Raw genomic sequence first — 16,700 nt, 5'->3', positions numbered from 1 at the left:
TCCGGATTTGAGTGGGAGAGTGTTGCCATGGATCTGCGCCGTGTGTGTGGCTGGTCGTTATTGCTGGGCCTGACGATGTTGCCGACCTTGTCCAATGCAGCGGGCAAATGCGATCGGCTGATCGTGACCGGCAGCCCGGACGCACCACCGTACTTGTGGCAAGACCCGCAAAATCCTAAAAAGCTGATCGGTGCCAGTGCTGACCTGTTGCAGCAAGTGGCGGGGGAGTTGGGCATCAAGGTTGAGTTGCTGTATGCCGGCAAACGCGCCCAGGCGCTGGACGAAGTACGCAGCGGGCGCATGGACATGTTGGCCGATGCAACGTTGACCGTCAGCGAACTGGAAACCCTGGATTACATTCATCCGCCGTTGCTGGAAAACGACTATCTGGTCTGGACCCGCAAAGACTCGGCATTGGTCTACAACCAGGCCCAGGACCTCCACGGCCACCCCGGCGCATTGTCGGAAAAGTCTCGAATGACCCCGGCATTCGGCACTTTTGCCGATCAGCAATTGACCCTCACCCGTACGCCCAACCTGACCCAGGCCTTTCAGAAATTGCTCTTGGGCGAGGTGGAGTTTGTACTCGCCGGACGCTACTCCGGCACGGCGGCCGCGCAGGCGCTGAGCATGGCCAATGACCTGATCCCCCGTGCCGTTCCGATCGACAAACCCGGTCTGTACCTCGCGGTTTCCCATAACTCCGCCTGCAACGATCCGTGGTTGCGCGGACAGCTGGCCAAAAAGATGACAGAATTGCCCGCCTCAGGACTGACGGACGCCGCGTTGCAACGCAATATCGAGCGTTGGAAAACGCAGCAACAGCAGCAGCAACAACCTGTCAGTGCCCCAAAACAGTAGGGATTCTTAGTGAGTATTCGACCTCTTTTCGCTGCCCTGGCCGTTCTGGCTCTGGCGGGTTGTGCAGCCGATCCGGCGCCGAATGAACAGATTCGCCTGACCGAACAGGCACTCGTCCAGGCCAAAGCCGTGGGCGCCACCGCCGACGACATGCCGGAAATGAAACTGGCCGAAGAAAAATTCGCCCGTGCCCAAAGCAACATGACCGAGCAGTCCTACAAACATGCGCGCATGCGTGCCGAGCAGGCCGAACTGGACGCGCGTCTGGCCGAAGCCAAGGTGCTGACCCTCAAGAGCGAGGAGCAATTGAACGTGCTCAATACCCGCATCACTCGTCTGCGCAAGCAAGTGGGGGATGCCCAATGAGCCTCAAGTCGAAAGCGCTCGGCAGCTTGATCCTCGCCGGCTGCGCAAGCTTGTATGGCTGTGCCGGCCAGCACAGTGAAGCCGCTTTGCAAGAAGCAGGCGCCGACTTCCAGAAGGTCAAGGAAGACTCCAACGTGCTGCGTATCGCGCCCAAGGACGTGATACGCGCCGGTGAGTCCCTGGCTCGCGCCGATCGTTTGTCCAGCTATTGGGGCAGCGGTTCGGACGTGGTGCATTACGCCTACCTGAGCCAGCGCTACAGCGAAATTGCCCGGGAGCACACCAATCTGGTGCTCAACGAAGAGCGCGCGGCGAAACTCGAACTGGAGCGTCAGCGTCTGCAACTGGCACTGCGCGAATCCAAATTGCTCAGCGTTCAGCAGCAGGGCAAGTGGCTCGAAGAGCAGATTGTCGCGCTGGCGACCACCCAGACAGATCGTGGTCTGGTGATGACCTTGGGCGATGTGCTGTTCGATACCGGCGAAGCCGAGCTGAAAAATTCGGCGAACCGTGTGGTGCTGAAGATCGTTCAGTTCCTGCAGCTCAACCCGAAACGCGTGGTGCGGATCGAAGGCTACACCGACAGCACCGGCGGCAAGCAGGACAACCTCAAGCTGTCCCGTGACCGTGCGCAATCGGTGGCTGACGTCCTGATGGACCTGGGCATCGACGACAAACGCATCCAGGTCGAAGGCTACGGCGATGAATACCCGGTGGACGTGAACGCTTCCGAGCGTGGCCGTGCGCAGAACCGTCGGGTGGAAATTGTGTTCTCCGACGAAAAAGGCCAGCTCGGCGCCGCCCGCTAAGGGTTGCGTCACTGGAAAACCCGGCCTGCCAGACAGCGCCGGGTTTTTTTGCGCCTGTTATTTGCCTGGCTGATGACAAAAAGCAGTACAGATTTTGCTGACACTGCACTGTATGGTCGACTATTGTGGCAACTGTCCCAGTACACTTCTAAACTGTTCCGGTATTGTTTCACACAAGAATAAAATGCCCGTGAAATCGAGTGCTGCGTCATGACCAATCTCTTGCTCTACCAACGTATTGCTCAACAACTGGCCGAAGACATCCGCCGTGGTGTCTATCAACCGGGGGAGCGCGTGCCTTCGGTGCGCAAGATGAGCTCGCAGCTCAATGTCAGCCATGCGACGGTGTTGCAGGCATATGCCAATCTTGAAGATCAGGGGCTGATCCGCGCCCGCCCGCAGTCGGGCTACTACGTTCACCAGACGCCGGCCCTGACCGCGCCGACGCCAGACATCGCCCGGGTCGAGCGTCCTGGCCTGGTCACGCGCAGCAGTATCATTCAACAAGTGTTGGTCGAATCCCGCCGCGAAGGTGTTTTCCCGTTGGGCGCTGCGGTGCCCAGTGTCGATTACCTGCCGGTGCGGGCGCTGCATCAGCAATTGGCCAAAGTCACCCGTTTCCATAGCCCGCGTGCCTTCAGCTACATGTTCAGCCCCGGGTTTGAACCGTTGCGCCGGCAAGTGGCGATCCGCATGCGCGATGCCGGTGTGGTGGTCGATCCCTCCGAAGTGGTCATTACCCACGGCTGCGTCGACGCGTTGCAGATGTCACTGCGCGTATTGACCCGACCGGGCGACCTGATCGCCGCCGAATCGCCGACGTATTACGGTCTGCTGCAACTGGCTGACTTGCTCGGCCTAAAAGTCATTGAAATCCCCAGTGATCCCGCCACCGGCATGAGCCTTGAAGCGCTGCAACTGGCGGCCAACCAGTGGTCGATCAAGGCGTTGGTGCTGACCACGCGGCTGAGCAATCCCTTGGGTGGGACCATGCCCGAGGAGCGGCAGAAACAATTGCTGCGCCTGGCATCGGACTTCGACATCCAGATTGTCGAAGACGACATCTACGGCGAACTGATGTTCGAGCAGGGGCGTACCAAATCGCTCAAGGCCTATGACCGGCTGGATCGGGTTATTTATTGTTCAAGCTTCTCCAAAACCCTGTCGCCGGGCGTGCGGATTGGCTGGATGATTGCCGGCAAATACCAGCAGGAAATCCAGCGCTTGCAGACGTTCAGTACCCATTCGGCCTGCAGCGTCACGCAAATGGGCATTGCGGCGTATCTGGAAAACGGTGGCTACGATCGACATTTGCGCTACATCCGCCAGGAATACCGCAAGAACCTCAGCGCCTTCCAACTGGCCGTTCAGCAATATTTCCCCGAAGGCACGCAGATGACCCGGCCGACCGGCGGCTTCATTTTGTGGGTCAGTTTGCCGGGGCGGGTCAACACCCAGGAATTGCACGTACGGGCGTTGCAGCAGGGCATCAGTATTGCGCCGGGGCTGATCTTCAGTAACACCGAGCAGTTCAATCACTGCATTCGGCTGAACTGCGGCACCCCCTGGAACCGTGAAGCCGAACGGGCCTTGATGACGCTGGGGATGCTGGCGACGCAACTTTGCCAGGAGACGGCCGGCGGCTTCTGAGCAGTCCGGCGGGAGGTTCTCGGCGGAGCTTGTCATGTGGCGCGCAACAGGCGAGCATATGGCCCTCTGCCGTTATTGCTGTTGGGTTCATGAAGCCGATTTTTCCTGCCGTCTGCCTGTTTCTTTGCCTGTTGATGACCGTTCACGCTGAAGGCGTCATGGCAGCGGCTGCCCAGGAAAAACCCGCCGCCAGCGCAACCGGGACCAAACCGGTGCCTGTCAAAAAAGCCGCTGTCGTAAAAAAGCCAACGGCGGCGGTGAAAAAGCGGCCACCTATTGCCTCCAAGTCGAAAGCGTCCAGCGAAGTGGTGAAAACCCAACTGCCTCCGGTCAAACTCGACTTGAGACTGCCGCCGCAAATGGCCCAGGAATTGAAACCGATCGGCACCGTGCCGCTGCCCAGTCACGATGCGCTTCTGCCACAAATGTTTGGCGAAAAGTCCGGCAGCAGCCCGTTTCAGCTCAACGGTCGGCTGCTCAGTAACGAAATGCAGTTGCAGCTGCGCAATGAAGAGCGCCGGGAAGTCGAAGGCGCGGCATTGGATTTCGAGTTCAAGCAGTAAATCGTTCCCATCCGTGAGCCGCCGGCCAGACGCTTTGTCGGAGACTGGTCAGTCACGCTGGTTTGAACGAAAAAACCCCGGTCCGGGTAATTTAAAACAACTGTTTTAGCGGTTACTCTGTGTCCCGTCCTTTTACACATCACACCTCGTGAGGAGCTCGTCGTCATGAAATGCCGTGAAGGCTGTGGCGCCTGTTGCATTGCCCCTTCCATCAGTTCACCGATTCCCGGTATGCCCAATGGCAAAGCCGCTGGCGAACGTTGCGTGCAACTGTCGGTCGATAACCTGTGCAACATCTTCGGCAAACCCGAACGCCCCGCCGTCTGTTCGGCATTTGAAGCCGATATCGAAGTGTGCGGCAGCAGCAGTGACGAGGCGATCAAACTGCTGGGATGGTGGGAGCAGATGACGGCGGCGTGATGTTTACAACCAACGGAACTTCAACAATAAGGAATAAAACCATGGGTTCGCTGCATCGTATCGCTGTGTTGTGTGGATTGACCGCCGTGTTGGCCACTACGGCCGCCCAGGCTGAAGACTGGAAAGTCGCCAAGAACGAAGACGGCATCAAGATCTCTCTGGCTGAAGTGCCGGGTTCGGACTACAAGTCCTATCAGGGCGTTACCTTGATGAAGACCACCGTCGCCAAACTGCGTGCATTGCAGGAAGACGTGGCCGGCGCCTGTGCCTGGATTCACGAGTGCAAGATGCAGAAGCTGCTCAAGCACGAAGGCGACCAGAGCTGGACCTACACTCAATTCAATACCCCGTGGCCCGTCACTGCGCGTGATTCGGTGCTGCACATCACCACCGTTGAAGGCGCCGATGGCAGTCTGACCCGCAAACTCGAAGGCGTGCCGAAGTACATTCCAGAAGAAAAAGGGTTTGTACGTGTCACCAAGGTCGACGGGTTCTGGAAGTTCGTCCCGAAGGGTGACCAGGTCGAAGTAACCTATCAGGTACACACCGAGCCAGGCGGCAGCGTGCCATCGATGATCGCCAACAAGTTCGTGGTCGATGCACCGTTCAATACCCTGAAAACCCTGAAAGAACGCGCCGAGAAGTAATCGCTGCGTTGTTCTGCAAACGCCCCGACTGGTTCGGGGCGTTTGCGTTTTTAGCCGTGCACGGCTTTATTGTGTTTCCGGATATGCGTTGCACAAAATTTTCACAAAGCCTCCAAGACAATCCGCCCGCATCCGTCAGCCAAACAGTAATCAATGGCAATGAGGCGGGTGATCGTGCAACATTTGCGCACCGCGCAAGCCCCGGGGCCAAGTAATGGCCAATAGAGGGCAGGGCGCCGCTGTATTTTTGAAACTTCAACTTCCAATGGGTCCTAAAACGACATGGCAAACCCGGACGCCCTGAATCAGCAGCGAGCTTCTAGTCGCCTGCTGCAACCGACCGTCAAATCGCATCTGGCCTACACGTTGTTGTGCGCCTTGATCATGATGGTCATGTTCAGCCTGCTGCGTGTTGCGCTGCTGGTCTACAACCGCTCGATGATCCTCGACACCCCGGCTTCGACGTTCCTTGAAGCGTTCGCCAACGGCCTGCGTTTCGACCTGCGCCTGGTGGTCTACCTCTGCGTTCCGCTGTTGCTGGCACTGTTCAGCGCGCGGGCCATGGCTGCTCGCGGGTTCTTCCGCTTCTGGCTGACCATCGCGTCGAGCATCGCGCTGTTCCTCGGCCTGATGGAGATGGACTTCTACCGCGAGTTCCACCAGCGCCTCAACGGCCTGGTCTTCCAGTATGTGAAGGAAGACCCGAAAACCGTGATGAGCATGCTCTGGTACGGTTTCCCGGTGGTTCGTTATCTGCTGGCATGGGCCGTTGGCACGTTGATCCTGACCCTGGCATTCAAGGGCGCGGATCGTGCGACCCGGCCTCGTGGCCCGTTCAGCGGCGGCAGCATCGGCACGCGCCAGATCGCCCCGTGGTATGCGCGCATCGGCGTGTTCGTCGTCTGCCTGCTGATCTGCGTGGTCGCCGCTCGCGGCACCCTGCGTCAGGGCCCGCCGCTGCGTTGGGGTGACGTCTACACCACCGATTCGAACTTCGCCAACCAGTTGGGCCTCAACGGTACGCTGTCGCTGATCGCGGCGGCCAAGAGCCGGATGTCCGAAGATCGCGACAACATCTGGAAAGCCACACTGCCGCAGCCTCTGGCCCAGCAGACCGTGCGTGACATGCTGGTGATGAAAGACGAAAAACTGGTGGATGCTGAAACTGCCGCCGTGCGTCGCGACTACACGCCACCGGCCGACAAGACCCTGCCGATCAAGAACGTGGTCGTGATCCTGATGGAAAGCATGGCCGGTCACTCGGTCGGCGCGCTGGGCGGCCCGGGCAACATCACGCCGTACCTCGACAAATTGTCGAAGGAAGGCCTGCTGTTCGACCGCTTCTTCTCCAACGGCACTCATACCCACCAGGGCATGTTCGCCACCATGGCGTGCTTCCCGAACCTGCCGGGTTTCGAATACCTGATGCAGACCCCGGAAGGCAGCCACAAACTGTCCGGCCTGCCACAGTTGCTCAGCGCCCGTGACTACGACGACGTGTACGTCTACAACGGCGATTTCGCCTGGGATAACCAGTCGGGCTTCTTCAGCAACCAGGGCATGACCAACTTCATCGGTCGTAACGACTTCGTCAACCCGGTGTTTTCTGATCCGACCTGGGGCGTGTCCGACCAGGACATGTTCGACCGTGGCCTGGTAGAGCTCAAGGCCCGGGAAAACGGCAAGCCGTTCTATGCCTTGCTGCAGACGCTGTCCAACCACACGCCGTATGCCTTGCCGACGCCATTGCCGGTCGAGCGCGTGACTGATCGCGGCAGCCTCAACGAACACCTGACCGCCATGCGTTACTCCGACTGGGCATTGGGTCAGTTCTTCGAGAAGGCGCGTAAAGAGCCGTACTTCAAGGAAACCCTGTTTGTGATCGTGGGTGACCACGGTTTCGGTAACGAGCAGCAAATCACCGAAATGGACCTGGGTCGTTTCAACGTGCCGATGCTGATGATCGCACCGGGTATTCAGGAAAAGTTCGGCCAGCGTGACCACACCGTGGGCACTCAGATCGACATCGTGCCGACCATCATGGGTCGTATCGGTGGCGAAGTGCGTCATCAGTGCTGGGGGCGCGACCTGCTCAACCTGCCGGAAGGCGACAGCGGTTTTGGTGTGATCAAGCCGTCGGGCAGCGAACAGACCACGGCCATTCTCACCGCTGACCAGATTCTGGTGCTGCCGAAAGAGAAGGAAATGGAGCCGAAGATGTACCGCTATGAACTGGGCGCCAAGCCGCATGCCGAGATCGTGCCTAACGATCCACGCACCGCCGAGTTGAAGCTCAAGCTTGAGTCGTTCCTGCAAACGGCGACCAAGAGCCTGCTCGACAACACCGCCGGTGTTATCGACGGCAAACCGGACTAAGTTTTCAGCGCAATAAAAAGAGGCCCTTCTTGAAGGGCCTCTTTTTTTGTCCGTTAATTCGTTATATCCGTTAAATCCTGCCAAGCAAGAGCAGAATCAACAGCACTACCAGCACGACGCCGATGATACCCGACGGGCCATAACCCCAACTTCTGGAGTGTGGGAAAACCGGCAGACCACCGATCAGCAAGAGGATCAGAATAACGATCAGAATTGTGCCCATGTCTATTTCCTTGTTGGAAGTGTTCTGGATTGACCTGTCTTTTAACTGTCAGCTGGAAGGTTATTAATTCAAGCTGCTTACAAAGTCCGACTGGTGCACGAGTCGGAAAATTCCATGTTTTTTTAATGTTTTTTGATGACCTGTTTATTTCGTTTTTTGCAGGATTAGTTGAACCACACGCGCCCACGGTTTGTTCGGGCCATTCAGCAATCTGATGGAGCGTGGGTCGGGCAAGGACCTTCGCTACACTCAGAGCATCTTTCCCGGAACCACAAGGCTGTTTGCTATGCAAAATCGCATGATGATCACTGGCGCGGGCTCGGGCCTGGGTCGCGAAATCGCGCTGCGCTGGGCGCGTGAAGGCTGGCAACTGGCCTTGTCGGATGTCAGCGAGCCCGGTCTGCAAGAAACCTTGAAGCTGGTTCGCGACGCCGGTGGCGATGGTTTTATCCAGCGTTGCGATGTGCGCGACTACAGCCAGCTGACCGCGTTCGCCCAGGCCTGCGAAGAAAAGCTCGGCGGCATCGATGTCATCGTCAACAACGCCGGTGTTGCCTCGGGCGGCTTCTTCAGTGAACTGTCGCTGGAAGACTGGGACTGGCAGATTGCGATCAACCTGATGGGCGTGGTCAAGGGCTGCAAGGCGTTCCTGCCGCTGCTGGAGAAAAGCAAAGGCAAGATCATCAACATCGCGTCGATGGCCGCCCTGATGCAAGGCCCGGCCATGAGTAACTACAACGTGGCCAAGGCCGGCGTGGTGGCGCTGTCCGAAAGCCTGTTGATCGAACTGGCGCAACAGGAAGTGGGCGTGCATGTGGTTTGCCCGTCGTTCTTCCAGACCAACCTGCTCGACTCTTTCCGTGGCCCCACGCCTGCGATGAAAGCCCAGGTCGGTAAACTGCTGGAAAGTTCGCCGATCACCGCCACCGACATTGCCGAGTACATCTACAACCAGGTGGCTGCCGGCGAGTTCATGATCCTGCCTCACGAACAGGGCCGCATGGCCTGGGCGATCAAGCAGAAAAACCCGCAACTGCTCTACAACGAAATGACCCTCATGGCCGACAAAATGCGCGCCAAGGCCAAACAAAGCGCGGGCTGAACTTGCCCGTAGGCAACCGCGTCGTTAGGGTGGCCGGCATCGGTCACTCTAACGAGACACCTGCATGCTCAATTACCTGTGGTTTTTCCTCGCGGCGCTGTTCGAAATAGCCGGCTGCTTCGCGTTCTGGATGTGGCTGCGCCAAGGCAAAAGCGTTTTGTGGGTGCTGCCGGCACTGCTCAGCCTGACTGTGTTCGCGCTCCTGCTCACCCGAGTCGAAGCCACCTACGCCGGGCGGGCCTACGCCGCCTATGGTGGGATCTACATCATCGCCTCGATTGGTTGGCTGGCTGTGGTCGAGCGGATTCGTCCGCTGGGCTCGGACTGGATCGGCGTGGCGCTGTGTGTGATCGGCGCGAGCGTCATTCTGTTTGGCCCGCGCTTTTCCGCATCCTGAAGGATTGGTCCTGCATTCAATCGATTTGTCGGACGCTTCCGTCAGGAGGGTTCTTCCAGTGTTGTAGGGCTGGACTGATTTGCCGTCTTCGCATTGAAGACCCGCTAAACGCCGGGCATCTTCAAGGGCCGGTAACCCTCAAGGACCAATACCATGCTTGTACTCAGTCGCGTTGTGGGCGAGATGATTTCCATCGGTGACGACATTTCAGTGCGCATCCTCAACGTCAGCGGCAACAGCGTGCGCTTTGGCGTCGAAGCGCCGAAGAACGTCAATGTGCATCGCGCCGAGGTCTATGAACGCATCCAGGTCAAACTGGCCAAGACCAAAGGTCGCTGAGCCGCTCAGTCGAAGAGGTGCTTGGGCACATCGTGCTTGAGCATCAACTGGCACTGTTCGCTTTCCGGATCGAACACGATCAGTGCCTGACCTTTGGTCAAGGCCTGGCGAACCCGCAATACGCGGGTTTCCAGCGGTGTGTCATCGCCGTTGTCCGTACCGTCACGGGTCACGAAATCTTCGATCAGGCGGGTCAGGGTGTCGACTTCAAGTTGGTCGTAGGGAATCAGCATAGGCACCTCGGCTAAAACAATGTCGGGATGCTACGGCGAATGATCGGTCGCGGCTAGCCTCGGGCTCGCCGCCTTCGCGAGCAGGCTCGCTCCCGCAGGGGAATGCGGTCAACTGTGGGAGCGAGCCTGCTCGCGAAAGCGGAAGATCAAACAATGAAGATGTCAGCTATCGTTGCGCTGCCCGACAAGGCTATCCACCGAAGGCACTCGCGTATCACTTTCCATCTGCGTCTCATGTTCAAGCTGATGACTGAATCGGTCCAGTGACCCCTTCGCCGGTTGCGCATCACTGGCAAACACTGGCGGACTCAGGATGTAGGCACCGAGCAATCGACTCAGCGCCGCCAGGCTGTCGATGTGCGTACGCTCATAACCGTGCGTGGCGTCGCAACCGAAGGCGAGCAGGGCGGTGCGAATGTCATGTCCGGCCGTCACCGCCGAGTGCGCATCGCTGAAGTAATAACGGAACAGGTCGCGGCGCACGGGCAACTCGTTGTCACTGGCCAGGCGCAGCAGATGTCGCGACAAGTGATAGTCATAAGGCCCGCCGGAATCCTGCATCGCCACGCTCACCGCGTGTTCGCTGGAGTGTTGGCCGGGCGCAACGGGCGCAATGTCGATACCGACGAATTCGCTGACATCCCACGGTAGCGCGGCCGCTGCACCACTGCCGGTTTCCTCGGTGATGGTGAATAGCGGATGGCAGTCGATCATCAATTCTTCACCACTGTCGACGATGGCTTTCAGCGCCGCGAGCAACGCCGCAACGCCAGCCTTGTCGTCCAGGTGACGGGCGCTGATGTGACCGCTTTCGGTGAACTCCGGCAAGGGGTCGAAGGCCACGAAGTCACCCACGCTGATCCCCAGCGAATCGCAGTCGGCGCGGGTGGCGCAATAGGCATCCAGGCGCAGCTCGACGTGGTCCCAGCTGATCGGCATTTCGTCCACGGCCGTGTTGAAGGCGTGCCCGGAAGCCATCAGCGGCAACACGCTGCCGCGAATCACGCCGTTGTCGGTAAACAGGCTGACCCGGCTGCCCTCGGCAAAACGACTGGACCAGCAACCGACCGGCGCCAGGGTCAGGCGTCCGTTGTCTTTCACGGCGCGAACCGCCGCACCGATGGTGTCCAGGTGCGCGGACACCGCGCGGTCGGGGCTGTTCTTCTTGCCTTTGAGCGTTGCGCGGATGGTGCCGCGACGGGTCATTTCGAAGGGGATGCCCAATTCTTCGAGGCGCTCGGCGACATAGCGCACGATGGTGTCGGTGAACCCGGTGGGGCTGGGAATGGCGAGCATTTCCAGCAGGACTTTTTGCAGGTAGTTGAGATCCGGTTCAGGGATTTTGCTGGTCATGGAAACTCCTGATGGGTACAGAACATCGATGGTTTCGATGAGGGGGATAAGTTAAATTTTTGGTGCCTGGCACGCCGCCTTCGCGAGCAAGCCCGCTCCCACATTTGACCGCGTATCCCTGTGGGAGCGGGCTTGCTCGCGAAGGGGCCAGTTCAAGCACTACAGATCTAAAGGGCCGCCGGCTGACTGTGCGGAAACAACAAATCCACAAACCGCTCAGCCGTCGGCTGCGGTTCATGGTTGGCCAGCCCGGCGCGCTCATTGGCTTCGATAAACACATACTCCGGCTGATCGGCCGCCGGCACCATCAAGTCGAGCCCGACCATCGGGATATCCAGTGCCCGCGCCGCCCGCACCGCTGCATCCACCAAGGTCGGATGCAGAATCGCAGTGACATCCTCCAGAATCCCGCCTGTATGAAGATTCGCCGTACGCCGTACGAACAAATGCTCACCCGCCGGCAGAATGCTGCTGTAGTCGTAACCCGCCGCATGCAACGTGCGTTGGGTCTCATGATCGAGCGGGATTTTGCTTTCGCCGCTGGTAGCCGCCTGCCGCCGTCGACTCTGGGCTTCGATCAGTGCGCCAATGGAATGCTGACCATCGCCAACCACCTCCGCCGGGCGCCGAATCGCCGCCGCCACCACCTCAAACCCGATCACCAGAATCCGCAGGTCCAGGCCTTGGTGAAAGCTTTCAAGTAGCACTCGACTGTCGAACGCGCGGGCGGCTTCGATGGCTTGCTGCACCTCTTCAATGGTCTGCAAATCCACGGCGACGCCCTGGCCTTGCTCGCCATCCAGCGGCTTGACCACCACCCGCTCGTGCTCATCGAGAAACGCCAGGTTGTCATCGGCGTTGCCGGCCAATTGTTGCGAAGGCAGGTTCAGCCCTGCGGCTTTGAGCGCCTTGTGGGTCAGGCTCTTGTCTTGGCACAGGCTCATGCTGATGGCGCTGGTCAGGTCGCTCAACGATTCGCGGCAGCGCACCCGGCGCCCGCCATGGCTGAGGGTGAACAGGCCGGCATCGGCGTCATCGACCTGCACATCAATGCCGCGTCGAAGGGCTTCCTCGACAATGATCCGCGCATACGGATTGAATTCCGCCTCCGGCCCCGGCCCGAGAAACAACGGCTGATTGATGCCGTTCTTGCGCTTGATCGCAAAGGTCGAGAGGTTGCGAAAACCGAGCTTGGCGTAAAGGCTTTTCGCTTGGCGGTTGTCGTGCAGAACCGACAAGTCCAGGTAACTCAGGCCACGGCTCATGAAGTGTTCGATCAAGTGCCGCACCAACACCTCACCGACGCCCGGCCGCGAACAATGCGGATCGACCGCCAGGCACCATAGGCTGCTGCCGTTCTCTGGGTCGTTGAATGCCTTGTGATGATTGAGGCCCATGACACTGCCGATGATCGCGCCGCTGTCTTCGTCCTCGGCCAGCCAATACACCGGGCCGCCCAGATGACGCGGGGTCAGCAGGTTTGCATCGATCGGCAACATGCCGCGCGCCTGATACAACTGATTGATCGCCTGCCAGTCCGCATCGCTTTGTGCCCGGCGAATACGGAAACCACGAAACACGCGAGTGGCCTGACGGTAATCACTGAACCACAAACGCAAAGTGTCGGACGGATCAAGAAACAGCTGCGCCGGTTCCAGGCCCAGAATCTGCTGGGGCGCGGCAACATACAACGCAATGTCGCGCTCGCCCGGCTGCTCATTGAGCAGCTCCTGGGCGAGGCTGGCCGGATCGGGGAAGGTGTGCCCGATCAGTAGCCGGCCCCAGCCGCAATGCACGGCAATCGGTGCGGCACTCAGTTCGCTGCCGTCTTCGGCGAGTCGCGCCTGCAAGCGTTCATAAGAAGGTGTCTGGCCGCGCAACAAGCGTTGGCTGTAAGCCGTGGCGTGGGGTTTCATCGATCAGATTCCTTGCTCGCTGAGCCACAGGTTCAGGGCCGCCAGTTGCCACAGCTTGGAGCCGCGCAGCGGAGTCAATTGACCCTGCGGGTCAGTCAGCAAACGGTCGAGCATCGCCGGGTTGAACAGACCGCGATCCTGACTCGGATCGAGCAGCAGTTCGCGCACCCAGTTCAGCGTATCGCCTTGCAGATGCTTGAGGCCGGGCACGGGGAAGTAACCCTTCTTGCGGTCGATGACCTCACTCGGAATCACCAGGCGCGCCGCTTCCTTGAGCACTTGTTTGCCGCCGTCGGGCAATTTGAATTTGCCCGGCACACGGGCCGACAATTCCACCAGTCGATAATCGAGAAACGGCGTTCGTGCTTCCAGGCCCCAGGCCATGGTCATGTTGTCGACGCGTTTGACCGGGTCGTCCACCAGCATCACCGTGCTGTCCAGACGCAGGGCTTTGTCCACCGCCGCATCGGCGCCGGGCTGTGCGAAATGTTCCTTTACGAAGTCACCGGCGGCGTCATTCGCTGTCAGCCATTTCGGCTGCACGGTGGCGGCGTAATCGTCATAACTGCGGTCGAAGAATGCTTCGCGGTAGGCGGTGTACGGATCAGCGGCGCCGTCGACTTGCGGATACCAGTGATAGCCGGCGAACAACTCGTCCGCGCCTTGGCCGCTCTGGACCACTTTGCAATGCTTGGCCACTTCGCGGGACAGCAGATAAAAGGCGATGCAGTCATGGCTGACCATCGGCTCGCTCATGGCGCGGAACGCAGCGGGCAGTTGCTCGATGATCTCTTTTTCGTCGATGCGCAACTGATGGTGCTGAGTGCCGTAGTGTTTGGCGATCAGGTCCGAATACTGAAATTCGTCGCCACGCTCGCCGCCGGCATCCTGAAAACCGATGGAGAAGGTCGACAGGTTTTCCACACCGACTTCACGCAACAGCCCGACCAGCAAACTCGAATCGACGCCACCCGACAGCAGCACGCCGACGTCTACCGCCGCCCGTTGACGAATGGCCACCGCATCGCGGGTGCTGTCGAGCACCCGGTCGCGCCAGTCTTCCAGGGTCAGGTTCGTTTCGTCGGCGCGAGGGCCGTAGGGCAGGGTCCACCAGGTTTTCTGCTCGGTGCGGCCATCGGCCTCGATGCGCATCCAGGTGGCAGGCGGCAGTTTTTCAATGCCGGCCAGCAGGGTACGCGGCGCGGGGACCACGGCGTGGAAGTTCAGGTAATGATTGAGCGCCACCGGGTCGAGTATCGGGTTGATGTCGCCACCCTTGAGCAACGCTGGCAGCGCCGAGGCAAAGCGCAGGCGCTGGCCGGTGCGCGACAGGTACAGCGGCTTCACACCGAGACGGTCGCGGGCGATGAACAGGCGCTGGGCGTCGCGCTCCCAAATGGCGAAGGCAAACATGCCGTTGAGCTTGGGCAGCAAGGCTTCGCCCCAGGCGTGATAGCCCTTGAGCAGCACCTCGGTGTCACCGCCGGAATAGAAGGCATAACCAAGATTTTCCAGCTCGGTGCGCAATTCCGGGAAGTTGTAGATCGCGCCATTGAAGGCCAGGGAAAGGCCCAGTTGGTTGTCGACCATCGGCTGCGCCGAGCCGTCCGACAGGTCCATGATTTTCAGCCGACGATGGCCAAGCGCAATCGGCCCTTGGGCATGGAAACCCCACGCATCAGGGCCGCGAGGGGCCAGGTGGTGGGTGATTCGTTCAACGGCCGCGAGGTCCGCAGGTTGATGATCAAAGCGTAACTCGCCAGCTAATCCGCACATAAAATCCTTACCGGTTTTTCCGTTGGGGAGGGTCAATCGATACCCGGCCAAAACGGCGGGTACTCAGAAACTGACCCGGTGAGATCGTGGGAGTTTTAGATCGATAAGTAATAAGCCCTCGCGTCGGGCAGGGCGGCTTTACCTGAAAAACGCTTAAGGCGTGCGGTACATATTGCTGCGAAGCATTGAAAATACTGCTGCATAAGCCACTGAATACGCTAGTTTTCCGAGTTATTCATTGCCGCTTGGAGGGGCTACTTTATGGCCTCTCCTGCATGCAATAAGGAACATTGCAAATGTCAGACAAGGACCCCGTCACCCCGGCTGCCAAGCCATTCACGGAATCAGACCGACTATCGGCTTTGATCGACATGACTGGCGATCTGGACAGTGCCGAAACGCTTCAAAAGACTTTGCCCACCTGGCTGACCGCCGCCACACCTGAACAGATTGCTGCGCTTGCCAGTGCCATGCGTGAACTGCAGGTTTGTCAGGCCAAGGTTCAACCGACGCTTGATGCGCTCAAGCCGCTGTACGAGTTCTGCCGCTCTGAATTGACGGAAGCGCTGACGAAGCAATTCGCTGTTGCATTCGACGTTGAAAATGACGGCGTCGAGTTACCGGGATTCGACTGCGGTTGCCCCGGTTCCACTGCGACCGATGATCTAGCCAAACGGAAAGTGATCGCCAAACGCAGCCTGTTACAGGCCGCGATGCATAACTTCACCGAGGACGAAACGGCTGAGGATGGCTTCCCTCCTGGCGGGATCGTGCGTCTGGTTTCAACGCCGGAGGGTTTACCCCGGCTGACGCCCATGGCGTTTGCCAAAGTGTGTCGCGATCTGGATTTGGGGACGCGCTACCAAACTCATTTCGAGGCCACCTTCAAACCTGCCGCGGTGGGCCTGGACATCCGTCGACTCAAAATGAACGCCCTTAAGGTTGATGCTCATACCGCGCTATTGAAGGGCGACATTGGCAATTCGGCGTTTCAGATGCTGCAAAGCCTGGAGTTGAACAGCGGCGCGGTCAGCGCTGCGGGTGTGAAGTCCATTCTCTACGAGAATCTGCCGGTTCATACACAAGGGCTGGAGTTGTTCGGAACCTGTGTCTGGGGAGTGATCATCTTCTCAAAACGCTCGCTAAAGGATCATCCGGTCGACGGGTGTGTCGTGTACATGCCGAACGAGCCGAGCCGGCCGTTGTACGAATACAGCACCTTCGCGCTGTTCGAGCATTATTTGACCCGACAGCTGAAGGATCGCCCCTACGCGGATTTTTTCGCCAGCTACATCGATGAAAGCAACAAAGCCGACTTCTACACCTCTGTTACACAAAAGAAGGATATGAACCTGCAGGCGCCTCCCATTCTGGCGACGCTGTTCAATTTCCTTTACCAGAGCCATGTCACGAAGCTGCAGAGTGATGCATTGCTCCTGGCGGTGCCGACGGCAGATGTTGACGCCGATGCGCGGCACAAGCGTCTGGAAGGATACGAAGAGGCAGGTCTGCTGATCGCCAACATCGCCGGTTTTTTTGTTCCCGTGCTGGGGCAATTGATGATGGGCGTAGCGGTTGGGCAACTGTTGGGCGAGGTCTACGACGGTATTGAAGACTGGCGCCATGATGACAAGGCCGGGGCAATGGCCCACCTGCTCAACGTTGCAGA

The 16,700-nt window shown here is 59.1% G+C and carries 16 protein-coding genes and 1 pseudogene; 12 read left to right on the top strand and 5 right to left on the bottom strand.

Translation table 11 applies throughout. The features are described from left to right. The first annotated feature begins 27 nt into the window (after nucleotides 1–27). The 8 genes from AC07N8_RS18110 to AC07N8_RS18075 all read left to right on the top strand — a co-directional run bounded on the left by AC07N8_RS18110 (nucleotide 28) and on the right by AC07N8_RS18075 (nucleotide 7,692). On the top strand, nucleotides 28–861 hold the full coding sequence (locus AC07N8_RS18110) for a substrate-binding periplasmic protein (RefSeq protein WP_493145212.1): 834 nt from the start codon (nucleotides 28–30) through the stop codon (nucleotides 859–861). Between the two features lie 9 nt (nucleotides 862–870). Further along, the gene (locus AC07N8_RS18105) at nucleotides 871–1,227 is read left to right on the top strand and encodes a DUF4398 domain-containing protein (protein ID WP_483841330.1); all 357 of its coding nucleotides are present in this window, start codon (nucleotides 871–873) and stop codon (nucleotides 1,225–1,227) included. Continuing rightward, nucleotides 1,224–2,036, top strand: a complete 813-nt coding sequence (locus AC07N8_RS18100) for an OmpA family protein (RefSeq protein ID WP_123432725.1) — start codon at nucleotides 1,224–1,226, stop codon at nucleotides 2,034–2,036. Before AC07N8_RS18105 ends, AC07N8_RS18100 begins: the two co-directional genes overlap by 4 nt. A 210-nt stretch (nucleotides 2,037–2,246) precedes the next feature. Then, nucleotides 2,247–3,686 (top strand): aminotransferase-like domain-containing protein, encoded by a 1,440-nt coding sequence (locus AC07N8_RS18095; protein WP_123432724.1) that lies wholly within the window; start codon nucleotides 2,247–2,249, stop codon nucleotides 3,684–3,686. Between the two features lie 89 nt (nucleotides 3,687–3,775). Further along, the gene (locus AC07N8_RS18090) at nucleotides 3,776–4,249 is read left to right on the top strand and encodes a translation initiation factor 2 (RefSeq protein WP_493145211.1); all 474 of its coding nucleotides are present in this window, start codon (nucleotides 3,776–3,778) and stop codon (nucleotides 4,247–4,249) included. A gap of 165 nt (nucleotides 4,250–4,414) precedes the next feature. Next, on the top strand, nucleotides 4,415–4,669 hold the full coding sequence (locus AC07N8_RS18085; RefSeq protein ID WP_123432722.1) for a YkgJ family cysteine cluster protein: 255 nt from the start codon (nucleotides 4,415–4,417) through the stop codon (nucleotides 4,667–4,669). Between the two features lie 41 nt (nucleotides 4,670–4,710). Then, complete coding sequence (locus tag AC07N8_RS18080) at nucleotides 4,711–5,316, top strand: START domain-containing protein (RefSeq protein ID WP_483841327.1); 606 nt, start codon at nucleotides 4,711–4,713, stop codon at nucleotides 5,314–5,316. A 282-nt stretch (nucleotides 5,317–5,598) separates the two neighbouring features. After that, nucleotides 5,599–7,692, top strand: coding sequence for an LTA synthase family protein (locus AC07N8_RS18075; RefSeq protein WP_493145207.1), 2,094 nt, complete (start codon nucleotides 5,599–5,601; stop codon nucleotides 7,690–7,692). A gap of 70 nt (nucleotides 7,693–7,762) precedes the next feature. Here AC07N8_RS18075 and AC07N8_RS18070 read toward each other — a convergent pair whose 3' ends face one another. Next, nucleotides 7,763–7,921, bottom strand: a complete 159-nt coding sequence (locus tag AC07N8_RS18070) for a DUF3309 family protein (RefSeq protein ID WP_172825980.1) — start codon at nucleotides 7,919–7,921, stop codon at nucleotides 7,763–7,765. A gap of 280 nt (nucleotides 7,922–8,201) precedes the next feature. On the opposite strand from AC07N8_RS18070, the gene AC07N8_RS18065 reads away from it, so the two are divergent. From AC07N8_RS18065 to csrA, 3 genes are all read left to right on the top strand, one after another. After that, nucleotides 8,202–9,017 (top strand): SDR family oxidoreductase, encoded by an 816-nt coding sequence (locus AC07N8_RS18065; RefSeq protein WP_493145204.1) that lies wholly within the window; start codon nucleotides 8,202–8,204, stop codon nucleotides 9,015–9,017. 64 nt (nucleotides 9,018–9,081) lie between these two features. Further along, nucleotides 9,082–9,414 carry a YnfA family protein gene (locus AC07N8_RS18060; RefSeq protein ID WP_483841325.1) on the top strand — a complete coding sequence of 111 codons (333 nt, stop codon included), beginning with the start codon at nucleotides 9,082–9,084 and terminating at the stop codon, nucleotides 9,412–9,414. Between the two features lie 153 nt (nucleotides 9,415–9,567). After that, nucleotides 9,568–9,753: a carbon storage regulator CsrA gene (gene csrA, locus AC07N8_RS18055; RefSeq protein ID WP_483841324.1), complete on the top strand. Its 186-nt coding sequence runs from the start codon at nucleotides 9,568–9,570 to the stop codon at nucleotides 9,751–9,753. Between the two features lie 5 nt (nucleotides 9,754–9,758). On the opposite strand, the gene AC07N8_RS18050 is transcribed toward csrA, so the two are convergent. The 4 genes from AC07N8_RS18050 to AC07N8_RS18035 all read right to left on the bottom strand — a co-directional run bounded on the left by AC07N8_RS18050 (nucleotide 9,759) and on the right by AC07N8_RS18035 (nucleotide 15,031). Further along, complete coding sequence (locus tag AC07N8_RS18050; protein WP_007945785.1) at nucleotides 9,759–9,986, bottom strand: YheU family protein; 228 nt, start codon at nucleotides 9,984–9,986, stop codon at nucleotides 9,759–9,761. Between the two features lie 162 nt (nucleotides 9,987–10,148). Then, nucleotides 10,149–11,339: an osmoprotectant NAGGN system M42 family peptidase gene (locus tag AC07N8_RS18045; protein ID WP_483841323.1), complete on the bottom strand. Its 1,191-nt coding sequence runs from the start codon at nucleotides 11,337–11,339 to the stop codon at nucleotides 10,149–10,151. Between the two features lie 167 nt (nucleotides 11,340–11,506). Beyond that, nucleotides 11,507–13,255: an N-acetylglutaminylglutamine synthetase gene (ngg, locus tag AC07N8_RS18040; RefSeq protein WP_493145201.1), complete on the bottom strand. Its 1,749-nt coding sequence runs from the start codon at nucleotides 13,253–13,255 to the stop codon at nucleotides 11,507–11,509. Between the two features lie 3 nt (nucleotides 13,256–13,258). Continuing rightward, on the bottom strand, nucleotides 13,259–15,031 hold the full coding sequence (locus AC07N8_RS18035) for an N-acetylglutaminylglutamine amidotransferase (RefSeq protein ID WP_493145199.1): 1,773 nt from the start codon (nucleotides 15,029–15,031) through the stop codon (nucleotides 13,259–13,261). A gap of 296 nt (nucleotides 15,032–15,327) precedes the next feature. On the opposite strand from AC07N8_RS18035, the pseudogene AC07N8_RS18030 reads away from it, so the two are divergent. Further along, a pseudogene (locus AC07N8_RS18030) lies at nucleotides 15,328–16,320 on the top strand (dermonecrotic toxin domain-containing protein); the annotation flags it as partial. Between the last annotated feature and the right edge of the window lie 380 nt (nucleotides 16,321–16,700).

The sequence above is a fragment of the Pseudomonas sp. GW821-FHT10C09 genome (genome assembly GCF_059415465.1).
The sequence above is the reverse complement of the archived record's forward strand: the minus strand, read 5'-3'. Positions and strand labels throughout refer to the sequence as shown.